The 22,733-nt window shown below is 73.8% G+C and carries 23 protein-coding genes and 1 pseudogene; 11 read left to right on the top strand and 13 right to left on the bottom strand.

What is annotated here, in order from left to right; translation table 11 throughout:
- Positions 1-599: 599 nt before the first annotated feature.
- On the bottom strand, positions 600-1,211 hold the full coding sequence (locus STTU_RS19830; protein ID WP_003948568.1) for a response regulator transcription factor: 612 nt from the start codon (positions 1,209-1,211) through the stop codon (positions 600-602).
- A 387-nt stretch (positions 1,212-1,598) separates the two neighbouring features.
- Between STTU_RS19830 and STTU_RS19825 the strand changes: the two genes are divergently transcribed.
- Entirely contained in the window at positions 1,599-1,928 is a 330-nt protein-coding gene (locus tag STTU_RS19825; protein WP_009066167.1) for a WhiB family transcriptional regulator, read from the top strand.
- A 224-nt stretch (positions 1,929-2,152) separates the two neighbouring features.
- Here the strand turns inward: STTU_RS19825 and STTU_RS19820 are convergent, their stop codons facing one another.
- A complete protein-coding gene (locus STTU_RS19820; RefSeq protein WP_007826098.1) occupies positions 2,153-3,058 on the bottom strand; it encodes a LysR family transcriptional regulator in 906 nt (301 codons plus the stop codon).
- Between the two features lie 137 nt (positions 3,059-3,195).
- On the opposite strand from STTU_RS19820, the gene STTU_RS19815 reads away from it, so the two are divergent.
- The 8 genes and pseudogenes from STTU_RS19815 (at position 3,196) to STTU_RS19780 (ending at position 11,095) form a co-directional block, all read left to right on the top strand.
- On the top strand, positions 3,196-3,897 hold the full coding sequence (locus STTU_RS19815) for an MOSC domain-containing protein (protein WP_007826097.1): 702 nt from the start codon (positions 3,196-3,198) through the stop codon (positions 3,895-3,897).
- Positions 3,898-3,958: 61 nt separating this feature from the next.
- A pseudogene (locus STTU_RS19810) lies at positions 3,959-4,726 on the top strand (SDR family NAD(P)-dependent oxidoreductase); the annotation flags it as partial.
- A 401-nt stretch (positions 4,727-5,127) separates the two neighbouring features.
- A complete protein-coding gene (locus STTU_RS19805) occupies positions 5,128-6,216 on the top strand; it encodes a LacI family DNA-binding transcriptional regulator (RefSeq protein ID WP_007826093.1) in 1,089 nt (362 codons plus the stop codon).
- 261 nt (positions 6,217-6,477) lie between these two features.
- Entirely contained in the window at positions 6,478-7,815 is a 1,338-nt protein-coding gene (locus tag STTU_RS19800) for an ABC transporter substrate-binding protein (RefSeq protein ID WP_043255762.1), read from the top strand.
- Positions 7,812-8,777, top strand: a complete 966-nt coding sequence (locus STTU_RS19795; protein WP_007826091.1) for a carbohydrate ABC transporter permease — start codon at positions 7,812-7,814, stop codon at positions 8,775-8,777. Before STTU_RS19800 ends, STTU_RS19795 begins: the two co-directional genes overlap by 4 nt.
- Positions 8,774-9,715 (top strand): carbohydrate ABC transporter permease, encoded by a 942-nt coding sequence (locus STTU_RS19790; RefSeq protein ID WP_043255761.1) that lies wholly within the window; start codon positions 8,774-8,776, stop codon positions 9,713-9,715. The genes STTU_RS19795 and STTU_RS19790 overlap by 4 nt, the downstream gene beginning before the upstream one ends.
- An 80-nt stretch (positions 9,716-9,795) precedes the next feature.
- On the top strand, positions 9,796-10,824 hold the full coding sequence (locus STTU_RS19785) for a hydroxyacid dehydrogenase (RefSeq protein ID WP_007826086.1): 1,029 nt from the start codon (positions 9,796-9,798) through the stop codon (positions 10,822-10,824).
- An 85-nt stretch (positions 10,825-10,909) separates the two neighbouring features.
- Positions 10,910-11,095 (top strand): hypothetical protein, encoded by a 186-nt coding sequence (locus tag STTU_RS19780; protein WP_007826085.1) that lies wholly within the window; start codon positions 10,910-10,912, stop codon positions 11,093-11,095.
- Positions 11,096-11,272: 177 nt separating this feature from the next.
- On the opposite strand, the gene groL is transcribed toward STTU_RS19780, so the two are convergent.
- From groL to STTU_RS19765, 3 genes are all read right to left on the bottom strand, one after another.
- Positions 11,273-12,898, bottom strand: a complete 1,626-nt coding sequence (groL, locus tag STTU_RS19775; RefSeq protein ID WP_007826083.1) for a chaperonin GroEL — start codon at positions 12,896-12,898, stop codon at positions 11,273-11,275.
- Between the two features lie 161 nt (positions 12,899-13,059).
- Positions 13,060-13,368 carry a co-chaperone GroES gene (groES, locus tag STTU_RS19770; protein ID WP_008747517.1) on the bottom strand — a complete coding sequence of 103 codons (309 nt, stop codon included), beginning with the start codon at positions 13,366-13,368 and terminating at the stop codon, positions 13,060-13,062.
- Positions 13,369-13,608: 240 nt separating this feature from the next.
- On the bottom strand, positions 13,609-14,733 hold the full coding sequence (locus STTU_RS19765; protein ID WP_043255759.1) for a polysaccharide deacetylase family protein: 1,125 nt from the start codon (positions 14,731-14,733) through the stop codon (positions 13,609-13,611).
- 161 nt (positions 14,734-14,894) lie between these two features.
- On the opposite strand from STTU_RS19765, the gene STTU_RS19760 reads away from it, so the two are divergent.
- The gene (locus STTU_RS19760) at positions 14,895-16,058 is read left to right on the top strand and encodes a THUMP-like domain-containing protein (protein ID WP_007826073.1); all 1,164 of its coding nucleotides are present in this window, start codon (positions 14,895-14,897) and stop codon (positions 16,056-16,058) included.
- A gap of 12 nt (positions 16,059-16,070) precedes the next feature.
- On the opposite strand, the gene STTU_RS19755 is transcribed toward STTU_RS19760, so the two are convergent.
- From STTU_RS19755 to tsaB, 5 genes are all read right to left on the bottom strand, one after another.
- On the bottom strand, positions 16,071-16,649 hold the full coding sequence (locus STTU_RS19755) for a Uma2 family endonuclease (RefSeq protein ID WP_007826072.1): 579 nt from the start codon (positions 16,647-16,649) through the stop codon (positions 16,071-16,073).
- A 247-nt stretch (positions 16,650-16,896) separates the two neighbouring features.
- Entirely contained in the window at positions 16,897-17,160 is a 264-nt protein-coding gene (locus tag STTU_RS19750) for a hypothetical protein (RefSeq protein WP_007826071.1), read from the bottom strand.
- Between the two features lie 14 nt (positions 17,161-17,174).
- Positions 17,175-18,320, bottom strand: a complete 1,146-nt coding sequence (tsaD, locus tag STTU_RS19745; protein ID WP_043255757.1) for a tRNA (adenosine(37)-N6)-threonylcarbamoyltransferase complex transferase subunit TsaD — start codon at positions 18,318-18,320, stop codon at positions 17,175-17,177.
- On the bottom strand, positions 18,313-18,813 hold the full coding sequence (gene rimI, locus STTU_RS19740; protein WP_007826069.1) for a ribosomal protein S18-alanine N-acetyltransferase: 501 nt from the start codon (positions 18,811-18,813) through the stop codon (positions 18,313-18,315). The genes tsaD and rimI overlap by 8 nt, the downstream gene beginning before the upstream one ends.
- A gap of 56 nt (positions 18,814-18,869) precedes the next feature.
- On the bottom strand, positions 18,870-19,547 hold the full coding sequence (tsaB, locus tag STTU_RS19735; protein ID WP_007826068.1) for a tRNA (adenosine(37)-N6)-threonylcarbamoyltransferase complex dimerization subunit type 1 TsaB: 678 nt from the start codon (positions 19,545-19,547) through the stop codon (positions 18,870-18,872).
- Positions 19,548-19,715: 168 nt separating this feature from the next.
- Here tsaB and STTU_RS19730 point away from each other — a divergent pair, with 168 nt between their 5' ends.
- Positions 19,716-20,303, top strand: coding sequence for a hypothetical protein (locus STTU_RS19730; RefSeq protein ID WP_007826067.1), 588 nt, complete (start codon positions 19,716-19,718; stop codon positions 20,301-20,303).
- A 93-nt stretch (positions 20,304-20,396) separates the two neighbouring features.
- Here the strand turns inward: STTU_RS19730 and STTU_RS19725 are convergent, their stop codons facing one another.
- From STTU_RS19725 to STTU_RS19715, 3 genes are all read right to left on the bottom strand, one after another.
- On the bottom strand, positions 20,397-20,579 hold the full coding sequence (locus tag STTU_RS19725) for a hypothetical protein (RefSeq protein ID WP_043255752.1): 183 nt from the start codon (positions 20,577-20,579) through the stop codon (positions 20,397-20,399).
- Positions 20,580-20,692: 113 nt separating this feature from the next.
- Complete coding sequence (gene tsaE / locus STTU_RS19720; RefSeq protein ID WP_007826066.1) at positions 20,693-21,253, bottom strand: tRNA (adenosine(37)-N6)-threonylcarbamoyltransferase complex ATPase subunit type 1 TsaE; 561 nt, start codon at positions 21,251-21,253, stop codon at positions 20,693-20,695.
- 267 nt (positions 21,254-21,520) lie between these two features.
- Positions 21,521-22,678 (bottom strand): alpha/beta fold hydrolase, encoded by a 1,158-nt coding sequence (locus tag STTU_RS19715; protein WP_007826065.1) that lies wholly within the window; start codon positions 22,676-22,678, stop codon positions 21,521-21,523.
- Positions 22,679-22,733 lie beyond the last annotated feature (55 nt).

Here is a 22,733-nt window from a genome sequence, read left to right as displayed (position 1 = left end):
GGCGCTTTGCCGGGGACGTCGCGAAGGGCGCGGCGTCCGTCCGGCGCGTCCTCGGGCGGCGGGGCGTGCCGACAGCCGGCAGCGCGCCGAGAGCCAAGGGCGCTTCGACGCGCGCGGACGGGTCCGTCGCGGGAGCACTTGTCGCCGCCCTCGCACCACACGCGGGAGGCCGCGGTACGGGCGCCGGGCGGGCGCACGCGTACGGCCCGCGTCGCCCCGTGACCCGGTGTGGGCCGCTTGCGGACGTCGGCCCGTCGGGGAACGGTGTGCTGGTGTCCGGGTCCGCGCGGTGCCGTACGTGCGGGAGCGCTTCGGCTCGCGCGCGGGCGTGCCGCGGGCGTGCGGTGGTGAGGGGGGCCGCCGCCCCTGGGGCGGGGCGGCGGGGGGCGAGGGCGCGGGGGCGGTACTCGGGGTCCGGTCCGGACGGCGGCTCCCCGGCCGGGGCCGGGGAGGAATCGGAACGGGAGACCCGAGTACGTGCCGGAGCCGCGTGCTCTCGCGGGGTGCACGGCGGTGGCCCCTGCCGCGTACGGGAGGCGGGCGGCCTCCCGCGCGGCCGGTGCCGCTCGGGGAACTCGCGCGACTGGGGCCCGGGGGCCTCAGCGCACCAGCCCCCAGCGGAAGCCCAGGGCCACGGCGTGCGCGCGGTCGGAGGCTCCGAGCTTCTTGAAGAGCCGCCGGGCGTGCGTCTTGACCGTGTCCTCGGAGAGGAAGAGCTCGCGCCCGATCTCCGCGTTGGAGCGGCCGTGGCTCATGCCTTCGAGGACCTGGATCTCACGCGCCGTGAGCGTCGGCGCCGCGCCCATCTCGGCCGAGCGCAGCCGGCGTGGCGCGAGCCGCCACGTGGGATCGGCGAGCGCCTGCGTGACGGTCGCCCGCAGTTCGGCGCGCGAGGCGTCCTTGTGCAGGTACCCGCGCGCCCCGGCGGCGACCGCGAGCGCGACGCCGTCGAGGTCCTCGGCGACCGTGAGCATGATGATCCGGGCACCCGGATCGGCGGAGAGCAGCCTCCGCACCGTCTCCACCCCCCCGAGCCCCGGCATGCGCACGTCCATGAGGATCAGGTCGGAACGGTCGGCGCCCCAGCGGCGGAGGACTTCCTCGCCGTTGGCCGCCGTGGTCACCCGCTCGACGCCGGGCACGGTCGCGACCGCACGGCGGAGCGCCTCTCGGGCGAGCGGGGAGTCGTCACAGACGAGGACGGAAGTCATGACTGCCCCTCGCAGCTCTCGCAGCTGTTGCGCGTCACCTTGAGCCTCCAGGCTGGTACGGAATCGTCACCTGAGCGGTGGACACCCTCGGACATCTGCCCGAGCGCTTATCGCGTCAACCGCCACAGCCCTCTCAACGACGGTCACCCGAAAGAGTTACGGCCGGACTGTCGCCCTCGGCACTCTACGTGAGGGTGCCTTGCGCTCCGGGTGATCACACGCCCAGAAAGAGCCATGCCCCATTTAGCGCCTTTTGATCCCCCTTGTCAGCGTTTGCCGCTAAATTCCCCATGAGTCATATTTTCAGCTCTTCTCATAGGGTAGATATACGGTCATCAGCACCTCATCGCCCAGATCGCTCAGAAACGGCAAGCAAGGGGACAAGCAATGGCAGATTTCTCCCGCCTTCCCGGCCCCAACGCAGACCTGTGGGACTGGCAACTGCTCGCCGCCTGCCGTGGCGTGGACAGTTCCCTCTTCTTCCACCCGGAGGGCGAGCGGGGCGCGGCGCGCAGCGCGCGGGAGGCCTCGGCGAAGGAGGTCTGCATGCGGTGCCCGGTGCGGGCGGAGTGCGCGGCGCACGCGCTCGCCGTGCGGGAGCCCTACGGGGTGTGGGGCGGGCTCACCGAGGACGAGCGGGAGGAGCTGATGGGGAGGGCGAGGCACCGGCTCGTACGGACTGGATCCTCGGCGGAGGCGGAGGCGGGGGAGCGGTAGGGAGGGGGGAATCGTTTCTGCGGTGCCGGGGTGGGGGTCGCGGGGGCGGCGCGGGGGCTCCGCCCCCGGCCCGGTTCCTGAGGCTCCGCCCCCGGTTTCGGGGCTCCGCCCCGGGCCCCGCTCCTCAAACGCCGGAGGGGCTGGATTTTGGGTGCGGGCTGGATTGTCGTGCCGGGCCGGGTTGCGGCGCGGGCCGCGTTGTCGTGCGCGGCCCGTCCCGTCTTTCAGCGGCGGGCTGCTCGTTCCAGGCGGTCCAGGGTTGCTGAGACCGTGGGGACCTGCGCCAGGTCCGGGAGGGTCAGGGCGACGATTTCGCGGCGGACCGACGGGGTCAGGGTGAGGGTGCGGACGCCTTCGGGGCGGACGGATTCGAGGGCCAGGGCGGGCAGGACCGCGACGCCGAGGCCCGCCGCGACGAGGGCGTGGACCGCCGGGTAGTCGTCCGTCGCGAAGTCGATGCGCGGCGTGAAGCCCGCCGCCGCGCACACCTCGACCAACTGCGTACGGCAGCGCGGGCAGCCCGCGATCCAGGACTCGCGCGCGAACTCGGCGATGCCGACCGGGCCGCCGCGGCCGTCGAGGCGGTGCCCCTCGGGGACGAGACCGACGAGCCGGTCGCGGAGCAGGGGCCGTACGACGAGGCCCTCCCACTCCTCCGCGCCGTCGTCCGTCCCCGTCCCGTAGCGGAAAGCGAGCGCGATGTCGCAATCGCCCTCGCGCAGCAGTTCGACCGAGCGGGGTGGCTCGGCCTCCTCCAGCGAGACGCGCGTGCCCGGGTGGTCGCGGCGCAGCGCGGCGAGGGCGCTCGGCACGAGCGAGGAACTGCCGCTCGGGAAGGAGACGAGGCGTACCCGCCCCGCGCGCAGCCCCGCGATCGCCGCGACCTCCTCCTCCGCCGCCGTGAGCCCCGCGAGGATGCCCGAGGCGTGCCGGGACAGCGCCTCGCCCGCCTCCGTGAGCCGCATCTCGCGGCCCGCGCGCACGAGCAGCGGCGTCCCCGCCGCGCCCTCCAGCGCCTTCATCTGCTGGCTGACGGCCGGTTGCGTGCAGCCGAGCGTGCGCGCGGCGGCGGAGAAGGAACCTGTCGTCGCGACGGCGCGCAGGACGCGCAGGTGGCGGGCCTCGATCATGCCTCCGAGGATAAGCCGCGATAAGGCAGGCTTGGGGGCGAGCCGGAATTCACGGCTCGTGCTTTGAGTCACGTGGCGCGTCCGCCGTGCGGAAAACGGGCGGCGGTGCGCGGGCGGCCCGGCCTACCCTGCGCGGCATGGACCCCTTGAACGACGCGGCCACGAGCCCGTACGTGCTCTCCCTCAACGTCGGGCGGCTCACCCCCGTCCCCCACTCCGACTCGCCCTCCGGCGGGACGGGGATCGACAAGCGGCCCGTCGCGGGGCCGCTGCACGTCAGCGCCCCCGGGCCCAAGGGCATCGGCGGGAGCGGCGTCGAGGGGGACGTCGTCGCGGACCTGCGGCACCACGGCGGGGACGACCAGGCCGTGTACGCCTTCGCGCGCGAGGACCTCGACGCCTGGGAGCGCGAGCTGGGGCGCCCGCTCGCGAACGGGGCCTTCGGCGAGAACCTGACGACCTCGGGGCTCGACGTGAGCCACGCGCTCATCGGGGAGCGCTGGCGGATCGGCGGGCGGCTGCTCCTGGAGGTGACGGACGGGCGCGTCCCGTGCCGCACCTTCGCCGGGCACGTCGGCGAGGACCGCTGGGTGAAGCGCTTCACGCGGCGCGCCGAGACGGGCGCGTACCTGCGGGTACTCGAAGCGGGGCCGGTACGGGCCGGGGACCCCGTCGTACGGGAGTACGTGCCCGAGCACGGGGTGACGGCGTCGCTGGCGTTCCGCGCGAACACGACCGAGCGCGCGCTGCTGCCGCGGCTGCTCCCGGCCGCGCGGGCGCTGCACCCGGAGGCGCTGGCCGCGGCTCGCGCGTACGTCGATTCCGGGCAGGGTTCCTGAACGGGTCTCAGCCGCTGGTTCGGGGGTTCGGAGGGGCCTCGCGGATCACTAGCCTTGGCGCATGACTACGGCTCTCATCACCGGTTCCACCGCGGGTATCGGCGCGGCCTTCGCGCGCAGGCTCGCCGCCGACGGGTACAGCCTCGTCCTGGTGGCGCGCGACAAGGAGCGGCTGCGCCGCCAGGCGACCGAACTGCACGACAGGCACGGTGTCGAGGCGACCGTGCTGCGCGCCGACCTCGCCACGGACGCGGGCATCGCGGCCGTCGAACGGCGCCTCGCCGACGTGCGGCAGCCGGTGGACCTGCTCGTGAACAACGCGGGCTTCGGGCACAAGGGCCGCTTCCTCGACGTACCGCTCGCCGACGAGCTGACGATGCTCAAGGTGCACTGCGAGGCGGTGCTGCGACTGACCGTCGCGGCGTCGCGGCCGATGCGGGAACGGGGGCGCGGCGGGATCGTCAACGTCGCGTCCGTCGCCGCCTTCCTGCCGCGCGGGACGTACGGGGCCTCGAAGGCGTGGGTCGTCCAGTTCACCCAGGGCGTGGCGCGGGACCTCGCGGGCAGCGGGGTGCGGCTGATGGCGCTGTGCCCCGGTTTCGTGCGGACGGAGTTCCACGAGCGGGCCGGGATGGGGACGGGGAACATCCCGAAGTGGATGTGGCTCGACGCGGACAAGCTCGTCACGGCGGCGCTCGCCGACCTCGCGCGCGGGCGCACCGTCTCGATCCCCGACCCGCGCTACAAGGCGCTCATGGGCGCGGCGAGGCTCGCGCCGCGCGGGCTGCTCGGCGGGATCTCCTCGCGCGCGGGCCGGAAGTACGGGCCCGCGCACGGCGAGGACGCGGCGGTGGGCGAACTCCCCGAAGGTGGCGCGGAGTTCGAGGACGGGACGGGAGGCGCGGAGCCGGTGGGGACGGAGGGGACGGCGCCGGTCCGTACGAAGAAGGCCGCGTCCGGGCCGGAGACCGCGCCCCGGCCGAAGACCACGGCCGAGCCGAAGGCCGCACCCGAGCCCGAGGCCGCACCCAGGGCGAAGCCCGCACCCAAGGCGAAGCCCGCGGCCGACCCGAAGCCCGCACCCAACCCCAAGGCCGCCGCCAAGAAGAAGTCCAACTCCCGGGCGGAGCCCGCACCCGGGAAGAAGTCCGCCCCTGATACGTCTGTAGAGTGATCGAATGATCGTTTCTCGCTCTCCGCGGGGGACGGCGGGCGAAGGAGGGGCTGGGCGTGCGCGAAGGGGTCGGGGAGCGGCATGACCGGCTGCTGAACCTGGTGCGGGAGCGGGGCAGTGTGCGGGTCGCGGATCTCGCGGGGCTGCTCGGGGTCTCGCCGGTGACGGCGCGCAGGGACGCGGAGGCGCTCGCCTCGCGGGGGCTGCTCGACCGCGTGCACGGGGCGGTGTCGTGGCCGGAGCGCAACGGCCCGGCGGGGACCGGTCCCGGGGCGGGCAGCCCGGTGCTCGGGATGCTCGCCCCCGCCGCCGGCTACTACTTCGCCGACATCATCCGCGGCGCGCACGAGGCGGCGGCGCGGCTCGGGGCGCGCCTGGTCCTGCGGGTCTCGGACTACCGGCCCGAGGACGACGCGGCGCACGCGGCGGGGCTGCTCGCGGCGGGGGCGCGGGGGCTGCTCGTGATCCCGAGCTGGACGCGGCCCGAGCACCAGTCGCTGTACACGGAGTGGATCGCGCGGCTGCCGGTGCCGGCCGTGCTCGTGGAGCGGCGCGGGGACCCGGCGGGGCCGCTCGACGCGCTCGACCGGGTCGGCTCCGACCACGCGCACGGCGTGCTCGTGGGCCTGCGGCACCTGGCCCGTCTCGGCCACCGCTCCCCCGTGCTCGTCGCGCGCACGGACAGCCCGACGGCGCAGGCGGTGCGGGCGGGGTACCGGCGGGCGGTGGAGATCCTGGGGCTGGAGGCGGGGCTCCCCGTCCTCGACTCGGCCCCCGAGAAGCCCGGCGCGGGGAGCCCGGCGGCCTCGGTGGACGCCCTCGCCGCGCTCGTGCGCGAGGGCCGGACGACGGCGGTGCTCGCGCACAACGACGAGGACGCGACCCGGCTCGTACGGGACCTGGCGGAGCGGGGCGTACGGGTCCCCGGCGACCTGGCGCTCGTGACGTACGACGACGAGGTGGCCGCGCTCGCCGAGATCCCGCTCACGGCGGTGGCCCCGCCGAAGCGGGCGGTGGGCCGGGCGGCGGTGGAACTCCTGACGGAACGCCTCGCGGAGGGCGGCGGGGGCGAGGGGGAGCCGCGCCGGCACGTGGAGTTGCTGCCCGCGCTGCGGGTGCGGGGGTCCTGCGGAGCGGTGGGGTAGGGGCCCCTGTCCGCGAGTCGGTCGAGGCTCTGCGAGGTGCCCTCGCGGGCTCCGCCCCGGACCCCGCTCCTCAACCTCCCCCAGCCTTCGGCCGGGGCCCCCATAGGGGCTGAAATTTCGCTTCGTGCGCCCTTTTCCTCCCGCTTTCCCGCCTCCCCTTCGATCATTTTTCGATCAATCAACCATTCGATCTTGACTTCGCTCACCGGGCGCCGAAGCATCACCGCGACCGCCTGTCCCCCAGCGAAGAGGAGCAGCGCCGTGAGCCGCCATGGGTTCCGGTCCCTGCGTGCCCTCGTGGGTGCCGTCGCCGCGTTCGCCTCGCTCGCCGCCGTCGCGGCCTGCGGAGGTCCGAGCGCGGAGGCACCCGCCGAAGGCACGAGGGCCCATCCCGTCACCGTCAGTTTCTGGGCCTGGACCAAGGGTTCCCAGCAGGTGGCGGACGAGTTCAACCGCACGCACGACACGATCAAGGTGAAGTTCGAGGAGATACCCTCCGGCGGTCTCGGGGGCTACCCGAAGATCACCAACGCCCTCAAGGCCGGTATCGCGCCCGACGTCCTCTCCATCGAGTACCCCTCGCTCGCGCAGTTCGTGAGCCAGGGCTCGCTGAAGGACATCAGCGCCTACATGACGCCGGACGTGAAGAAGCAGTTCCTGCCGCAGACCATCGAGCTGACGACGATGGGCGACAAGAACTGGGCCGTCCCCTCGGACGCGGCGCCGCAGGTCTTCTACTACCGCAAGGACCTCTTCGAGAAGTACGGGATCGAGCCGCCGAAGACGTGGGCCGACTTCCGCACGGCGGCGCGGCAGGTCAGGAAGGCCGCGCCCGAGGCCCGGCTCGCGACCTTCTTCGCCGACGACCCCTCCTTCTTCCAGACGATGGCGTGGCAGGCGGGCGCCCAGTGGTTCTCCACCGAGGGCGGCTCCTGGAAGGTGGACACCGGTGACCCGGCGACGAAGAAGGTCGCCGCGTACTGGCAGGGCATGATCAAGGACGGTCTCGTCTCCACCGCCCCCTCCTACAGCCCCGAGTGGACCTCCTCGCTCAAGGCCGGCACGACGCTCGGCTACCTCGGCGCCTCCTGGAGCGCCGGGACGCTCGCCGGGATCGTGCCCGAGCAGAAGGGCAAGTGGGCCGCGATGCCCATGCCGAGCTGGGACGCCGCCCGCCCCAGCTCCGGGATGAGCCAGGGCTCGACCTTCGCGATCTCCAAGGACAGCAGGAAGACGAAGGCGGCGATGGAGTTCATCCTCTGGATGTCCACCTCGCCCGACTCCATCAAGGCGCGCGTCACCGCGAGCACGTCGACCGCCTTCCCCGCCGCGCGCGCCCTCGTGCCCGTCGCGCGCAAGGCGATCGACACGAGCTTCTACGGCGGCGCCGACCTCTACGGGCTCTACGAGAAGTCCGCGGCCACGATCAACCCGGACTGGCTGTGGGGTCCGACCGCCGCCGCCAACAACACCCTGCACGACCAGCTCCAAGCGGTCGTCTCCGGCGAGAAGTCCCTCACCGGGGCGGTCGCCACCACCCAGCGCGCCACCGTGGACGCCCTGCGCAAGAGCGGGCTGAAGGTCGAGGACGGCTCATGAGCGGTACGAGAACACAGCCCGCCCCGGACCCGGAAGTCACCGCGCCCGCGCCCCCGCCCCGCCGCGGGGGCTCCGCCTCCAGCCGCACCGGGCTCGCCGCCGCGACGCTCCTGACCCCCTTCTTCGTCCTGTTCGCCCTCGCGATGCTGCTCCCCGTCGGGTACGCGATCTGGCTGAGCCTGTTCACCGACAAGCTCTCCGGGCTCGGCTTCGACGGGCCGCACAGCGTCTTCGACGGGCTCGGCAACTACCTCGACATCCTCAAGGACGAAGCCTTCCGCGACGGCTTCTGGGTGCTCGCCAAGTACGTCGTCCTCTACATCCCGATCATGATGGGCGGCGCGCTCGCCCTCGCGCTGCTCCTCGACACGGCGCTCGCGCGGGCCCGCCGCTTCTTCCAGCTCGCGCTGTTCCTGCCGCACGCGATCCCCGGCCTCATCGCGGGCCTCATCTGGATCTACCTCTACACGCCCGGCCTGTCCCCGGTCGTGAAGGCGATGGAGTCGGGCGGCTTCGGCTTCGACTTCTTCGGCCCGGACGGGGCGTTGCCGTCGATCGTGAACATCGCCGTGTGGGAGTGGCTCGGCTACAACCTCGTCATCTTCTACGCGGCGCTCCAGGCCATCGACCGCTCGATGCTGGAGGCCGCCGCCGTGGACGGCGCGGGCAACTGGCGCGTCGCCTTCTCGATCAAGCTGCCGCTCATCCGCTCCTCGGTCTTCCTGGTGCTGCTCTTCACGATCATCGGCTCGCTCCAGCTCTTCACCGAGCCGCTGCTCCTGTCCAGCTCCGGCTCCGCCGTCACGAGTACGTACACGCCGAACATGTACGCCTACTCCGAGGCGTTCCAGATCAACGACTACGGGCGGGCCGCCGCGGCCTCCGTGCTCATCGCGCTGGTCGCCGCCGTCCTCTCCTTCGTCGTCACCCGCCTCTCGAACCGGAAGGGGGCCCAGGCATGACCACGCCACTCCTCGCCGCACCCGGCGAAGGCACACCGGGCGAACCGGCCACGGCCAAGACCCCGCGCCGGGCGCCCGTCGCGACCCGCAAGGGCAGGCGGTCGGGCCGCTGGACCTCGCGCGTCGCCGTCAACGTCGTCCTGCTCGTCGCCGCCGTCTACGCGCTCTTCCCGCTCGTCTGGCTCGTGACGGCGGCGACGAAGGACGCCGGGAACATCCTCGGCGGCAACGTCTTCTCCTTCGAGGGCTTCGACCTCGGCGACAACCTCTCCGCGCTCGCCGACTACGAAGGCGGCCTCTACTTCCGCTGGTACCTCAACTCGCTGATCTACGCGGGCGTCGGAGCGCTCGGCTGCTCGCTCGTGAGCGTCGCCGCCGGGTACGCCTTCGACAAGTACGTCTTCAAGGGCAAGGAGAAGCTCTTCGCGATGGTGCTGCTCGGGGTGCTGCTGCCCTCGACCGCGCTCTCGCTGCCGCTCTACCTCCTCGCCGTCAAGACGCACACGGTCAACACCTACTGGGCCGTCCTCATCCCCGTCCTGGTGAACCCCTTCGGCGTGTACCTCTCGCGGATCTTCAGCGCCGGGTACATCCCGAACGAGGCGCTGGAGGCGGCCCGCATCGACGGGGCGAGCGAGATGCGCGTCTTCTGGTCGATCGGCCTCCGCATGATCATGCCGGGCTTCGTGACGGTGTTCCTCTTCCAGTTCACGGCCGTCTGGAACAACTTCTTCCTGCCACTGGTCATGCTCTCGGACAAGAAGCTCTACCCGCTCAGCCTCGGCCTCTACAACTGGCACAGCAGCGCCAACGCGAACCCGGAGTTCTACCCGATGGTCGTCACCGGCTCGCTGCTCGCCGTCCTGCCGCTCATCATCGCCTTCGTGACGCTCCAGCGGCACTGGAAGGCGGGGCTGACGGCGGGCGGGGTCAAGTAGCCGCTCCCGTACGGCGGTACGGGCGGGCGCGCCCCCCGTACCGCATCCACCCCCACCTTGTGAGGAGTACTCGCATCACCATGCACGAGGCCACCGACCGACGTCCCCGGGCCCTGCTCGCCATGGCCCCCCAGGTCGCGGAGGAACTGCTGACGCCGGCCCACCACGAAAGACTGGGCCGCCTCGTACGGACCGATCCCGGCCTGCTCGCGAGCGACTTCACCGACCCCGGACCGGCCCTCGCCGCCGCGCTCGCCGAGGCGGAGGTGCTGCTCACCTGCTGGGGGGTGCCGCGGCTGACCGCCGACGTGCTCGCGCGGGCGCCTCGGCTGCGCGCCGTCGTGCACGCGGCGGGCACCGTGAAGGGCTTCGTCACCGACGCGTGCTGGGAGCGCGGCATCCAGGTCAGCTCGGCGGCGGGCGCCAACGCCCTCCCGGTCGCCGAGTACACGCTCGCCGCGATCCTCTTCTCCGGCAAGAAGGTGCTCGACTCGGCGCGCGGGGCCCGCGAGCCGGGCGGGCGACGCGACTGGCACCGCGAGCTGCGCGCGGCCGGGAACTACCGGCGCGTCGTGGGGCTCGTGGGGGCCTCCCGGGTGGGGCGCCGGGTCCTCGAACTCCTGCGGCCCTTCGACTTCGAGGTGCTGCTGCACGACCCGTACGTGTCCGAGGCGGACGCGGCGGCGCTCGGCGCGCGCTCCGTCGGCCTCGCCGAACTGTGCGCGCGCGCTTCGGTCGTCTCGGTCCACGCCCCCGAACTCCCCAGCACCCGGCACCTGATCGGAGCGGCCGAGCTGGCCGCGATGCCGGACGGGGCGACGCTCGTCAACACGTCGCGGGGCTCGCTGATCGACGAGAGCGCGCTGCTGGCCGAGCTGGCCTCCGGCCGCCTCTCCGCCGTCCTCGACGTGACGGACCCGGAGCCGCCGCTGCCCGGCTCGCCCTTCTACTCCCTCCCGAACGTCCTGCTCACCCCGCACGTCGCCGGTTCCCTCGGCAACGAGGTGCACCGCATGGCCGACCACGCGCTCGACGAGATCGAACGCTGGACGCGCGGCGAGCCGTTCGCGGAGCCGGTGGCGGCGGAGGGGCTGCACTTGTCGGCGTGAGAGCACGCCCGCGGGGCAAACGGGGTGGGGGGCCGCTCCCGGCGGGCGTCGCCCCTCCCCCGTACCCCGCAAGGAGCCGCACGCGATGACGCAGTCCCTCGGCCACGACCCGCTGCACAAGCCCCAGTGGCAGAACCTCTTCGTGGAGCCGCCCTGGCCGACGCCCGTGGAGGCGGCGCTGTCCGAGGAGGAGACCGGGGCGGCGGGGACGGTGACGGCGTCCCCGGTCGGGCACGGCGCCCGGGGGCACGCGGCGCGGCGCGGGGCCTGAGGGCGGCACACCGTCGTACCGGCCGGGGCGTTGCCCGCCGGAGCCCGGGTGCGCATGCCGAAGGGCCGGTCCCCCTCGCGGGGGACCGGCCCTTTTCGCCGTCGTGCGGCGGGGAACGGCGGCCGGGCGGGAGCCCGTCAGCCGGAGCGGCTCACCGCCCGGCCGCCGTCCGGTGCCTCAGTGGCTGTGGCTGTGGCCGTGGCCACCGGCCTCCGGCTCCTCCTCGGCAGGCTTCTCGACGACGAGGGTCTCGGTCGTCAGGAGCAGCGAGGCGATGGAGGCGGCGTTCTCCAGGGCGGAGCGGGTGACCTTGACCGGGTCGATGACGCCGGCCTTCACGAGGTCGCCGTACTCGCCGGTCGCGGCGTTGAAGCCCTGGCCCTTGTCCAGCTCGGAGACCTTCGAGGTGATGACGTAGCCCTCGAGGCCCGCGTTCTCGGCGATCCAGCGCAGCGGCTCGACGGCGGCGGCGCGGACGACCGCGACCCCGGTCGCCTCGTCGCCGGTCTTGCCGAGCGAGTCGGCGAGGACCTTCGAGGCGTGGACGAGCGCGGAGCCACCACCGGAGACGATGCCCTCCTCGACCGCGGCGCGGGTCGCGGAGATGGCGTCCTCCAGACGGTGCTTCTTCTCCTTCAGCTCGACCTCGGTCGCGGCACCGACGCTGATGACGCACACGCCACCGGCGAGCTTCGCGAGGCGCTCCTGGAGCTTCTCGCGGTCCCAGTCGGAGTCCGTGGTCTCGATCTCGGCCTTGATCTGGGCGACGCGGCCGTCGATGTCGGCCTGCTGGCCGCCGCCGTCGACGATCGTCGTGTCGTCCTTGGTCACGGTCACGCGGCGGGCGGAGCCCAGCACGTCCAGACCGGCCTGGTCGAGCTTGAGGCCGACCTCCTCGGCGATGACGGTCGCGCCCGTGAGGGTCGCGATGTCGCCGAGCATGGCCTTGCGGCGGTCGCCGAAGCCGGGCGCCTTGACGGCGACGGCGTTGAAGGTGCCGCGGATCTTGTTGACGACGAGGGTGGAGAGCGCCTCGCCCTCGACGTCCTCGGCGATGATCAGGAGCGGCTTCGAGCCACCGGCCTGGATGACCTTCTCAAGCAGCGGCAGGAGGTCCTGGATCGAGGAGATCTTGCCCTGGTTGATGAGGATGTACGGGTCCTCCAGGACGGCCTCCATCCGCTCCTGGTCGGTGACCATGTACGGGGAGAGGTAGCCCTTGTCGAAGGCCATGCCCTCGGTGAAGTCCAGCTCCAGGCCGAAGGTGTTGGACTCCTCGACGGTGATGACACCGTCCTTGCCGACCTTGTCCATCGCCTCGGCGATCAGCTCGCCGACCTTCGGGTCCTGCGCGGAGAGCGCGGCGACGGCGGCGATGTCGGACTTCTCGTCGATCGGGCGGGCCGTGGCGAGCAGGTCCTCCGAGACGGCCTTGACGGCGGCGTCGATGCCCTTCTTGAGGAGGGCCGGGGACGCGCCGGCGGCGACGTTGCGCAGGCCCTCGCGGACGAGCGCCTGGGCGAGCACGGTCGCGGTGGTGGTGCCGTCACCCGCGATGTCGTTGGTCTTGGTCGCCACCTCCTTGACGAGCTGGGCGCCGAGGTTCTCGTACGGGTCCTCGACCTCGACCTCGCGGGCGATGGTGACACCGTCGTTGGTGATGGTGGGGGCGCCGAACTTCTTGTCGATGACGACGTTGCGGCCCTTGGGGCCGATCGTCACCTTGACCGCGTCGGCCAGCTTGTTGACGCCGCGCTCAAGGGCGCGACGGGCGTCCTCGTCGAACTTCAGGATCTTCGCCATGGGAGCGATTCAGCCCTTCGGGAAAACTCGGAAAAGTCGTGGGTGAACACAACGACCGCGCCCCCGGGGGCCCCGGCGTCGAAGAGGACGGGGTCCGGGGGCGCGGCTCGTTGCGAAAGCCGGGTGGTCCGGGAAAGACCCGGACGCGACCGGGGTGCTGCTTACTTCTCGATGATCGCGAGCACGTCGCGGGCCGAGAGGACGAGGTACTCCTCGCCGCTGTACTTCACCTCGGTGCCGCCGTACTTGCTGTAGAGCACGATGTCGCCGGTCTTGACGTCGAGCGGCAGGCGCTCGCCGTTCTCGAAGCGGCCCGGGCCCACGGCGAGGACGACGCCCTCCTGGGGCTTCTCCTTCGCGGTGTCCGGGATGACCAGGCCAGAGGCCGTGGTCTGCTCGGCGTCGAGCGGCTGGACCACAATGCGGTCCTCAAGCGGCTTGATGGCAACCTTGGAGCTGGCGGTCGTCACGATCCGACCTCCCCCTTCGGAGATCACGGGGTGAATAAGTCATTGGGTGGCGACCGGTAATCCGTCGTCGCGGGTGCCGGACTGCCCGTCGCTGCTTGGCACTCTCCGGTGGGGAGTGCCAGAGCCGAGACTATGACCGCGATTAGCACTCGGTCAAGCGGAGTGCCAGGCGAGTGCCGTCCGAAGCGGAAGAGGGGCCTTCCGGACGATGTCCCGGAAGGCCCCTCTCCCCCTCTGGACTCAGATGTAGTCCTCCAGGCGGGCCACCGCGTACCCCTTCTCGGTGACGGTGCGCAGAAACGTGCGAAGAGCGTCCGCCATCGAGCCGTTCCACTGCGCGCGCCCCTGGAAGTGCGTGAGGACGAGGTCCCCGGGGTGCAGGTCGCTGTCGCGGTAGACGACCCGGCCGGGGAAGACCTCCGCCTCCCACAGCGGGACCGCACGGATGCCGCAGGAGCGGGCGACCTCCAGGGTGTCGCGGTTGTAACTCCCGTACGGCGGCCGGAAGAGCGTGGCGGCCCGCCCGTAGTGGCGGCGCAAGGTGTCCTGCATGCCGCAGATCTCGTGGCGCTGGGCGGCGCGGGAGAGGCCGGGGAGGTAGCGGTGGAGGAGCGTGTGGTTCTGGAGCGCGGCCCCCTGCGCGTGCGCCGCGCGGAAGTACTCCCAGCCGCCGTCGACTGCGTCGTCGCTGAGGAAGGCCGTGTACGGGACGTGGAGTTCGCGCAGCATCCGGAGCGTCGCCGGGTCCTGGTCCACGCCGTCGTCGATGGTGAGGAAGACCACGCGGTCGCGGGTCGGGACCCGCGTGAAGACGGGCGGGAGCCCTCGCGTGCGGGGCCCGCTCACGCCGAACCCCCGGCGCGTGGGCGGCAGGGACTTCGTACGGGGCGGGGGCGGCACGAGGAGCGGAGCCTGCGGGAGCCCCCAGCGGCGTGCCGCGGCGAGGAGAGCGGCCTTGCGCGCCTCGGCCTCGCGCGCCTCCGCCTCGACCGCCCCACGTATCGCCTCGGTCCCCTGCCGCGCCTCCTCGGCGAGCCCGCGCGGGGCGGCGGCGGGGCCGGGGGCGCCGGGGGCGGGGGTGCCGGACGCGGGGATGCCGGACGCGGGGATGCCGGACGCGGGGGCTGAGGTGCCGGGTGAGGAGGTTTCAGGGCCTGGGAGGCCGGAGCCGGGAGCCCCGGACGCGGGAGCCCCGGAAACCTCGGAGGCGGAACCGCCCGGTGCGGAACTCGTACGGACGGAGGTCTCCGTGCCCGCGCAGCCCGCCACGAGCAGGGCGGCGCCGAGGAGGGCGGCGGAGCGGGCGAGAGCCGGGCCGACGCCGGACGTACGGGGGTTCGTGGCGGTAAACCGTATCTTTCCCATGCCCTGACACTCCCCCGCCCGGGCCCCCGCGCCCCCGCCGCGCCGGGCCGTCAGCCGAGCGGCCCACCACTGCCACGCGCACAGCGGTACGGGCACGGGGCGCGGCCCCCGTCGCCCCTCCCCCGTACCGCCCCGTCGCCCGCGCCCCGGACAATGGCCCCGTGGACCTCGACGATCTCTCCGCTCTCCGTACCCCCGAGGGCAGCGCGCTCCTCGCCGAGCTGCGGGGGCTGCGGCCCGCCGACGAGCTGGCGGCCCTGACCCGCCTGCGCCGCGCGCATCCGCCCGCGCTCGTGACCGCGGCGCTCGCACAGGCGCGGCTGCGGGACCGCGCCGTCGCGAAGTTCGGGGCCGAGGACGCGGCGCGGATGTGGTTCACGCCGGGCGGCGTGGAGCAGGCGACGCGGGCGCCGGTCGCCGCGTACCGCGCCGAGCGGCTGAAGGAGTACGGCGCGGTACGCGTCGCGGACCTGTGCTGCGGGCTTGGCGGCGACGCGCTCGCGCTCGCGCGCGCGGGGATCGCGGTACGCGCCGTGGACCGCGACCCGCTGACGGCGGCGGTCGCGCGGGCGAACGCGGAGGCGCTGGGGCTCGCGGAGCTGATCGAGGTGGAGTGCGCGGACGTGACGGAGGTCGACGCGGGCGACTGCGACACGGTCTTCGCCGACCCGGCGCGGCGCGGCGGCCGGGGCCGGATCTTCGACCCGGAGGCGTACTCGCCGCCGCTGAGCTGGGCGATCGGCGCGGCGCGGAGCGGGCGGCTCGGCGCCCTGAAGGTCGCCCCCGGCGTACCGCACGAGGCGATCCCCGCCGACGCGGCGGGCGAGTGGGTCTCGGACGGCGGCGAGCTGAAGGAGGCGGTGCTGTGGTTCGGTACGGGCACGGGGACGACGGCGACCCTGCTCCCGGGCCCGCACCGGCTGCGCGGCACCGGGCTCCCGAACCCCCCGGCGGCCCCGGTCGCCCGCTACCTCTACGAGCCGGACGCGGCCGTGATCCGCGCCCACCTGGTCGCCGAGGTCGCCCGCGACCTGGACGCGACCCTGATCGACGACACGCTCGCGTACCTCACGGCGGACACCCTGACCCCGACCCCGTACGCGCGCCCCTACGAGATCACGGACGTCCTGCCCTTCGGCGTGAAGCGCCTCAAGTCCCTGCTGCGGGAGCGCGGCGTCGGCACGCTGACGGTGAAGAAGCGGGGTTCGGCGATGGAGCCCGACGAACTGCGCCGCCAGGTGAAACCGAAGGGCCCGAACGAGGCGGTGGTCTTCATGACCCGGGCGCTGGGGGCGCCTGTGATGCTGGTGGGGCGGGGGGTGTGAGGGGGCGGGCCGTCAGCCGGCCAGCTCCTTCAGCTCCTCGCTTTCCAGGGTGCGGCTTACTGGCTCCGGAAGTTCGATGGGCGCACCGAAAGCGCGAGCGGTGACACTGCGGTAGCCGCCGTCGTCCGGCTCGGTGTACACGACGAAGCCGCCCGCCTGACGGTCGATGAGCAGGTACACCGGGATGCCTGCCGCCGCGTAGCCCTTGGCCTTCTCCACGCGGTCCCGCTGGTGGGTGTCCCAGTCGTGCGAGGTCACCTCCGCGACCATGAGCACGCCGTCCGGTTCCGCCCAGTCGCCGGACGTGAGGAAGTGCCGCCGTGGCGCCAGGACACCGTCCGGCCGCGCCCGGCCCCTGCGGTATTTCTCCACCTTCAGCCCACGCTCCGGGTAGAGCCGCAGATCCGGCCGGTGCTGCAAGCACTGCTCCAGCAGCCACATGATGATCTCGTCGTGCTTGCCGTCCGGCACGGGCTTGCCCTCGATCTTTCCGTTCAGGTACTCCAGCCGGACGGTCTCCGGGGCAGTGCGGGCGATCTGCTCGAATTCCTCGACCGTCATGTCGGCCGGGACTTCGCTCTTCGGGGTCATGGGCTCGCCTCCTCCCGTACATCCTGCCCGGGTATCGGGAGGTGCGGCATGAATGAGCGACATCCGTCCTGTCCTTTTCGCGCGGCTTATGCGGGCCGGGCCGACCGCCCGAGCGGGTCCACGATCCCGCGCCGGACATGCCGGAAGGCCCGTCCGGCGGCTTCTTCCGCCGGACGGGTGAAGGAAGATCGTTCCTGCGTTCCGGGGCCTTGACGCCCGTGTCAGGCGTCCGTGTCAGGCGTCCGTGTCAGGCGTCCGTGCGCGCGTCCCCCTCGACGCCCGCCGAGGCGAACCGCCAGCGGTGCACCGCCCGTGTCACCAAGTCCTCCGGGGGCTCCGCCAGTTCCGGGTGGCCGGCATCCGGCTCGCCCTCCCACCAGGTCAGGACGAGGACGCGGTCCTGGGCGGCCGTGAAGGTCTCGCGGCGCAGGGGGGTGGCGGGGAGGGGCTGGGCGCGGGTCCAGGCGAGGAGGTCGGGGCCGCGGCCCTCCCGGGCGCGGGCCTCCCACATCAGCGTCGTGACCGTCACTTGTAGAGGTTCTCCTTCGCGACCTCGTGCACGTGGTCGTGGCCGTGGTGGTGGTGGTGGTGCCCGTGGCCGCCGTCCGTGTCCGAGTCGCCGTGGTCGTGCCCCGGCACGTGCGGTTCCGTCACGGGGAGCGAGGAGTCCGCCGACAGCTCCCAGTCCGACGCGGCCCGGTTCCGGGCGACCATCTCGGCGCCCAGCGCGGCGACCATCGCGCCGTTGTCGGTGCACAGCTTGGGGCGCGGGACGCGCAGCCGGATGCCCGCGCGCTCGCACCGCTCCTGCGCGAGCGCGCGCAGGCGCGTGTTCGCGGCCACGCCGCCGCCGATCATCAGGTGGTCGACGCCCTCGTCCTTGCAGGCCCGTACCGCCTTGCGCGTGAGCACGTCGACGACGGCCTCCTGGAAGGACGCCGCCACGTCCCGTACGGGCACCTCCTCGCCCGCCCTGCGCTTGGCCTCGATCCAGCGCGCCACGGCCGTCTTGAGCCCGGAGAAGGAGAAGTCGTAGGCGGCGTCGCGCGGCCCGGTGAGCCCGCGCGGGAACGCGATGGCCTCCGGGTCGCCCTCGCGCGCGTACCGGTCGATGACGGGGCCGCCGGGGAAGCCGAGGTCGAGGACGCGCGCGATCTTGTCGAACGCCTCGCCCGCCGCGTCGTCGATCGTCTGCCCGAGGGGCCGTACGTCGGAGGTGATGTCCGTCGAGAGGAGGAGCGAGGAGTGCCCGCCGCTGACGAGGAGCGCCATGGTCGGCTCGGGGAGCGGGCCGTGTTCGAGCTGGTCGACGCAGATGTGCGAGGCGAGGTGGTTGACGCCGTAGAGCGGCTTGCCGAGCGCGTAGGCGTACGCCTTGGCGGCCGAGACGCCGACGAGGAGCGCGCCCGCGAGCCCGGGGCCCGCCGTGACGGAGATGCCGTCGAGGTCCTTGGCGCCGACCCCGGCCTCCTTCAGCGCGCGGCTGATGGTCGGGACCATCGCCTCCAGGTGGGCGCGCGAGGCGATCTCGGGGACGACGCCGCCGAAGCGCGCGTGCTCGCCGACGCTCGACGCGACCGCGTCGGCGAGCAGCGTCGTGCCGTGCACGATGCCGACTCCGGTCTCGTCGCAGGAGGTCTCGATACCGAGGACGAGGGGGGCGTCAGACATGGCCGGGAGGTTCGCTTTCTGAGGTACGGGGGGTGGGGGCGACCGGGTTCGCGGGGTCGGTGAGGCGCATCACGAGGGCGTCGACGTTGCCGGGCTGGTAGTACCCGCGGCGGACGCCGATCGGCTGGAAGCCGTACCGCTCGTAGAGGCGCTGGGCGCGGAGGTTGTCGACGCGCACCTCCAGCATGACCTCGGCGCACTCGAAGGCGGTCGCGGCCCGCAGGAGGTCGGTGAGGAGGCGGGAGCCGAGGCCGTGACCCCAGGCGGCCTCCGAGACGGCGATGGTCTGCACGTCGGCGAGGTCTCCGGAGGCGGCGAGGCCCGCGTAGCCGAGGAGGGTGCCCTCGGCGTCCTCGGCGACGACGTAGTGCCGTGTCGCGCCCGGTCCGCGCGCGTGCGCCAGCTCGGACCAGAACATGCCGCGCGACCAGGCGTCGTCGGGGAACAGGGTACGTTCGAGCACGAGGACGGGGTCGATGTCCCACCAGCGCATCTCGCGCAGCCGGGGGAGGTTGTCCGCCTCCGGAGCGGTCGCGGGCTCGGCGGCGCTCACCGCGGGGTGACCACCTTGTAGTTCTTGGGCACCTGGGCGTCGGGGCGGCGCAGATAGAGGGGGCGCGGGGCGCCGAGTTCCGCGCCGGCGGCGAGGCGGTGCGCGGCGAGCGCGGCGAGGGCCCCGGCGTCGGCGTGGACGGGGCTGCCGGGGCCCTCGGGCACGGCGCCGTCGAAGGTGTCGGGGTAGAGGTGCGCCCCGGCGCCGTACGCGGGGACGCCGCCGACCTGCGCGGCGATCTCGGCGGGCCGGTCGACGGCCGGTTCGCCCAGGGGCGTCGTGGCGTCCGCGTACCGCCGCCAGTAGACCTCCTTGCGGCGCGCGTCCGTCGCGACGAGGAAGGGTCCGTCCTCGGGCGTACGGCCGGTGGCGGAGGCGAGTCCGTCGAGCGTGCACAGGCCGTGGACGGGGATGTCGAGCGCGAGGCCGAAGGTGTCGGCGGTCGCGAGGCCGACGCGGAGCCCGGTGTACGGGCCCGGTCCGGTGCCGACGACGACGGCGGTGACGTCGCGGAGTCCGGCCCCGGCGGCGGCGAGGACGCGGTCCACGGCGGGGAGGAGGAGTTCGCCGTGGCGCCGGGCGTCGACGCGGCTGTCGGAGGCGAGGACCCGCTCCCCGTCGTGCAGGGCGGCGGTGACGGCGGGCGTTGCGGTGTCGAGAGCGAGCAGAAGCACGCCGACAGCCTACGGCGCGGAGCCCGGCGGTGCCGAAGGCGGCGGGGCCCTCCGAGGTGAGTGAGCACTCACCCACTCCGGAGGCCGGTTTCCCGCCCGGCTGCTACCGTCACGGTGCGCGGCGCAGGGCCGGGGCCCGGCAGGGCTTGACGCACAGGAGGCGGCACAGTGGCAGGCAGGAGCTCCGGGATCGTGGCCGGGCTGACGGCGGCGGCCCTGGCCGGAATCGGTTTCCTCGCCTTCCAGGCGAACGCGAGCGCCCCCGAACACCTCGCGAAGGCCCCCCACTCCCCCAGCGCCTCTCCCTCCCCCTCCGCCGACCCGAACGGCTCCGGCGGCCACGGCAAGAAGGGCAGCGGCGGCAAGGAGGCCGCGGCGGCGGTCCCCGCGGGCTCCGGCGAGGGCAAGCGGGTCGTGTACGCGCTCGGCGCGAAGCGGGTGTGGCTCGTGGACGAGAGCGGCAAGGCGAGTGCGACCTTCGAGGTCACGCCGAGCACCGTCGACCCGGCACCCGGCACCTACTCGGTGACGTCGCGCGCCGCCGCCGTCCTCGGCTCGGACGGGGTCCGCATCGTCAAGGTCGTGCGCTTCGCGGTCACCGGGGGCGTCGTGGTCGGCTTCAGCGCCGCGGCGGACGGCTCGACGCCGCAACCGGACCCGGGCTCCCGCACGGGCGGCGTCCGCGAGTCCCTGAAGGACGCGGACGCCATGTGGGACTTCGCGGACCTGGGCTCGAAGGTGGTCGTCGTCAAGTAGGACGCGGCCGGCATCGGCCTCGCGGCGGGACGGCGGTGAGCGGTACGCGCGGGGTGTGTCGCCCACGTACCGACCGGGGCCCCGCGCACGGCCTCACCCCTTGCGTGCTTCCGCGCGCCCCTCGTCGCCCGCGTCCTTCTCGCCCTCCCGCGCCGCGGGGGCCGGTGGGGTGGAGACGGCGGTCGCCGCGGCGCAGGACTCCAGCAGTGCCCGCATCGAGGGGACGGCGGCGGGCGGGGTGCGGGGGGCTTCCGTGGTGGGTGCGGTGGTCGGCATGGCTGCCTCCTGACGTCAGGCGTGGTTAGGTAGCCCTCACCAGGTCTTGGCCTCCATGTGACCACGCGGGCAGCGCGCGACGCAACATCATGCCGACACCGTGTCGGAAACCCTCAGCCCTCGCGCAGGCCCAGGAGCGCCGCGCCCGCCACCGGGTCGTCCTGCCAGCGCGCCCCGTACGCGGTGATCGTCACGAGCCGGGGATCGGCGTCGTCGGCCGCGCCGGCCGCCGGGTCGAGCGCCGTCGCCGTACCGCCCGTGGCGCGGTCGATGCGGAGGAGGAGGCGGTCCTCCGTCAGCTCCTCGACCTTGCCCTCGCCCCACTCGACGACCACGACGGAATCGGTGAGCGAGACGTCGAGATCGAGGTCCTCCATCGCGTCGAGCCCGCCGCCGAGCCGGTAGGCGTCGACGTGGACGAGGGCGGGGCCGTCGCCGAGCGGGGGGTGGACGCGGGCGATGACGAAGGTCGGCGAGGTGACGGCGCCCCGCACCCCGAGCCCTTCCCCGAGCCCCCGCGTCAGCGTCGTCTTGCCCGCGCCGAGTTCGCCGCTGAGCAGCACGAGGTCGCCGGGCCGCAGCACGGCGGCGAGCCGCCGCCCGAGCGCGGTGGTCTCCTCGGGCCCGGCGACGGAGAAGGCGGGGAGGACGAGAGCGGTGTTCTGCGGTTCCATGGGAGGCACGGTAATAGGCGGCGGACGGCCCACCGGACCGTACGGGTCCCCACGGGCCCGTACGGCGGCTCAGCGGCCCGAGGGGCGGGCCGCCTCCCGCTCGTGGGCGACGTCGCGGAGCAGCGCGTCGAGGCACCGTCGTCGGCCGGGTACCGCTGCGAGTCCGGCAGGCCGGCGAAGTGCGCCCGGACACCCCGGCGCGGCCCCCGCGCTGGTGCGCGACGGGCGGGAGGGCGCCCTACCGCCCCTCCCTCATGGCCCCCGCGTTCACCGTCCCTCCACCGCTTCCAGCAGCCGCGTCACCGCCGCGTCGACCTCCTGCGGGCGTTCCAGGAGGACCAGGTGGCCCGCGCCGGGGACGAGCGTGAGGTCCGCCTCGGGGAGCGCGGTCGCGAGGGTGCGGCTGTGGGTCGCGGGGGTGATGAGGTCGTCCGTGCCGGCGAGGACGAAGGCGGGGCGGCCCCTGAGGAGCGGGAGCGCCGCCGTCTTGTCGTGGGCGGCGAAGGCGGGCCAGAAGGCGGCGACGACCTCCATCGGTGTCGCCTCGATCATGCGGGTCGCGAAACGGGCGAGAGCCGGGTCGGTCTCGGCGCCCGTGCCGAAGGAGTAGCGGCGTACGAGCGTGCCGAAGACGTCCGTCACGGCGCGGCGCCCGGCTTCGGCGAGCGCGGGCGCGGAGCCGAGGGCGCGCAGCACGCCCGGCGCGAGCCGCCGCAGCGCCTCCGCGCCGGGCGCGGGCAGGCCCCACGCGACCTCGTCGAGCCGCCCCGCCGAGGTGCCGACGAGGCCGAGCCCCACGACGCGCTCGCGCACGAGGTCCGGGTACCGCTCGGCGAGCGCCATGACGGTCATGCCGCCCATCGAGTGCCCGAGCAGGACGAGCGGCCCCGTGGGCGCGGCGGCGTCGATGACGGCCTTGAGGTCGCTGCCGAGGAGGTCGATGCCGGGGGGCGGCGCGCCGGGGGTCCAGCCGGAGCGTCCGTGTCCGCGCTGGTCCCAGTAGACGGCGCGGGCGCGGCCTCGCAGGGCGGCCCTCTGGTGGTGCCAGGAGTCCTGGTTGAGGCAGTAGCCGTGCGAGAGGACGACGGTGAAGGGGGCCTCCCCCGCGAGGGGGACGCCTCCGTCCTCGGAGGGAGCCGCGTAGGGGTCCTCGATCTCGTACGCGAGAGGGGTGCCGTCCTCCGCGAGGACTGAGCCCGGGGTGCCGCGCAGCGTCCCGTACGGGCTCGTGGCGTCGAGCGCGAGGCGCGCCCGGCGGCGCACCGAGCGGCCCACGGTGAGCCGTTCGACGGCGACCCCGGCAGCGGCCCCGGCGGCGAGCACGCCGACGGCGGCCCCGAGCACTCCGGCCCGCCGCCGTCCGGACGCGGGCGGGGGCGCCGGGAGCGGGCCGGGGAGCCCGGCGAGAGGTGCGCTGTCGGCCACGTGACTCTCCTCGGGGACTCGGGGCGTACGGGTCCTGCTCAAGCCCTACGGGTTC

This window comes from Streptomyces sp. Tu6071 (assembly GCF_000213055.1).
GTDB classification, from domain to species: Bacteria; Actinomycetota; Actinomycetes; order Streptomycetales; family Streptomycetaceae; genus Streptomyces; species Streptomyces evansiae.
The sequence above is the reverse complement of the archived record's forward strand: the minus strand, read 5'-3'. Positions and strand labels throughout refer to the sequence as shown.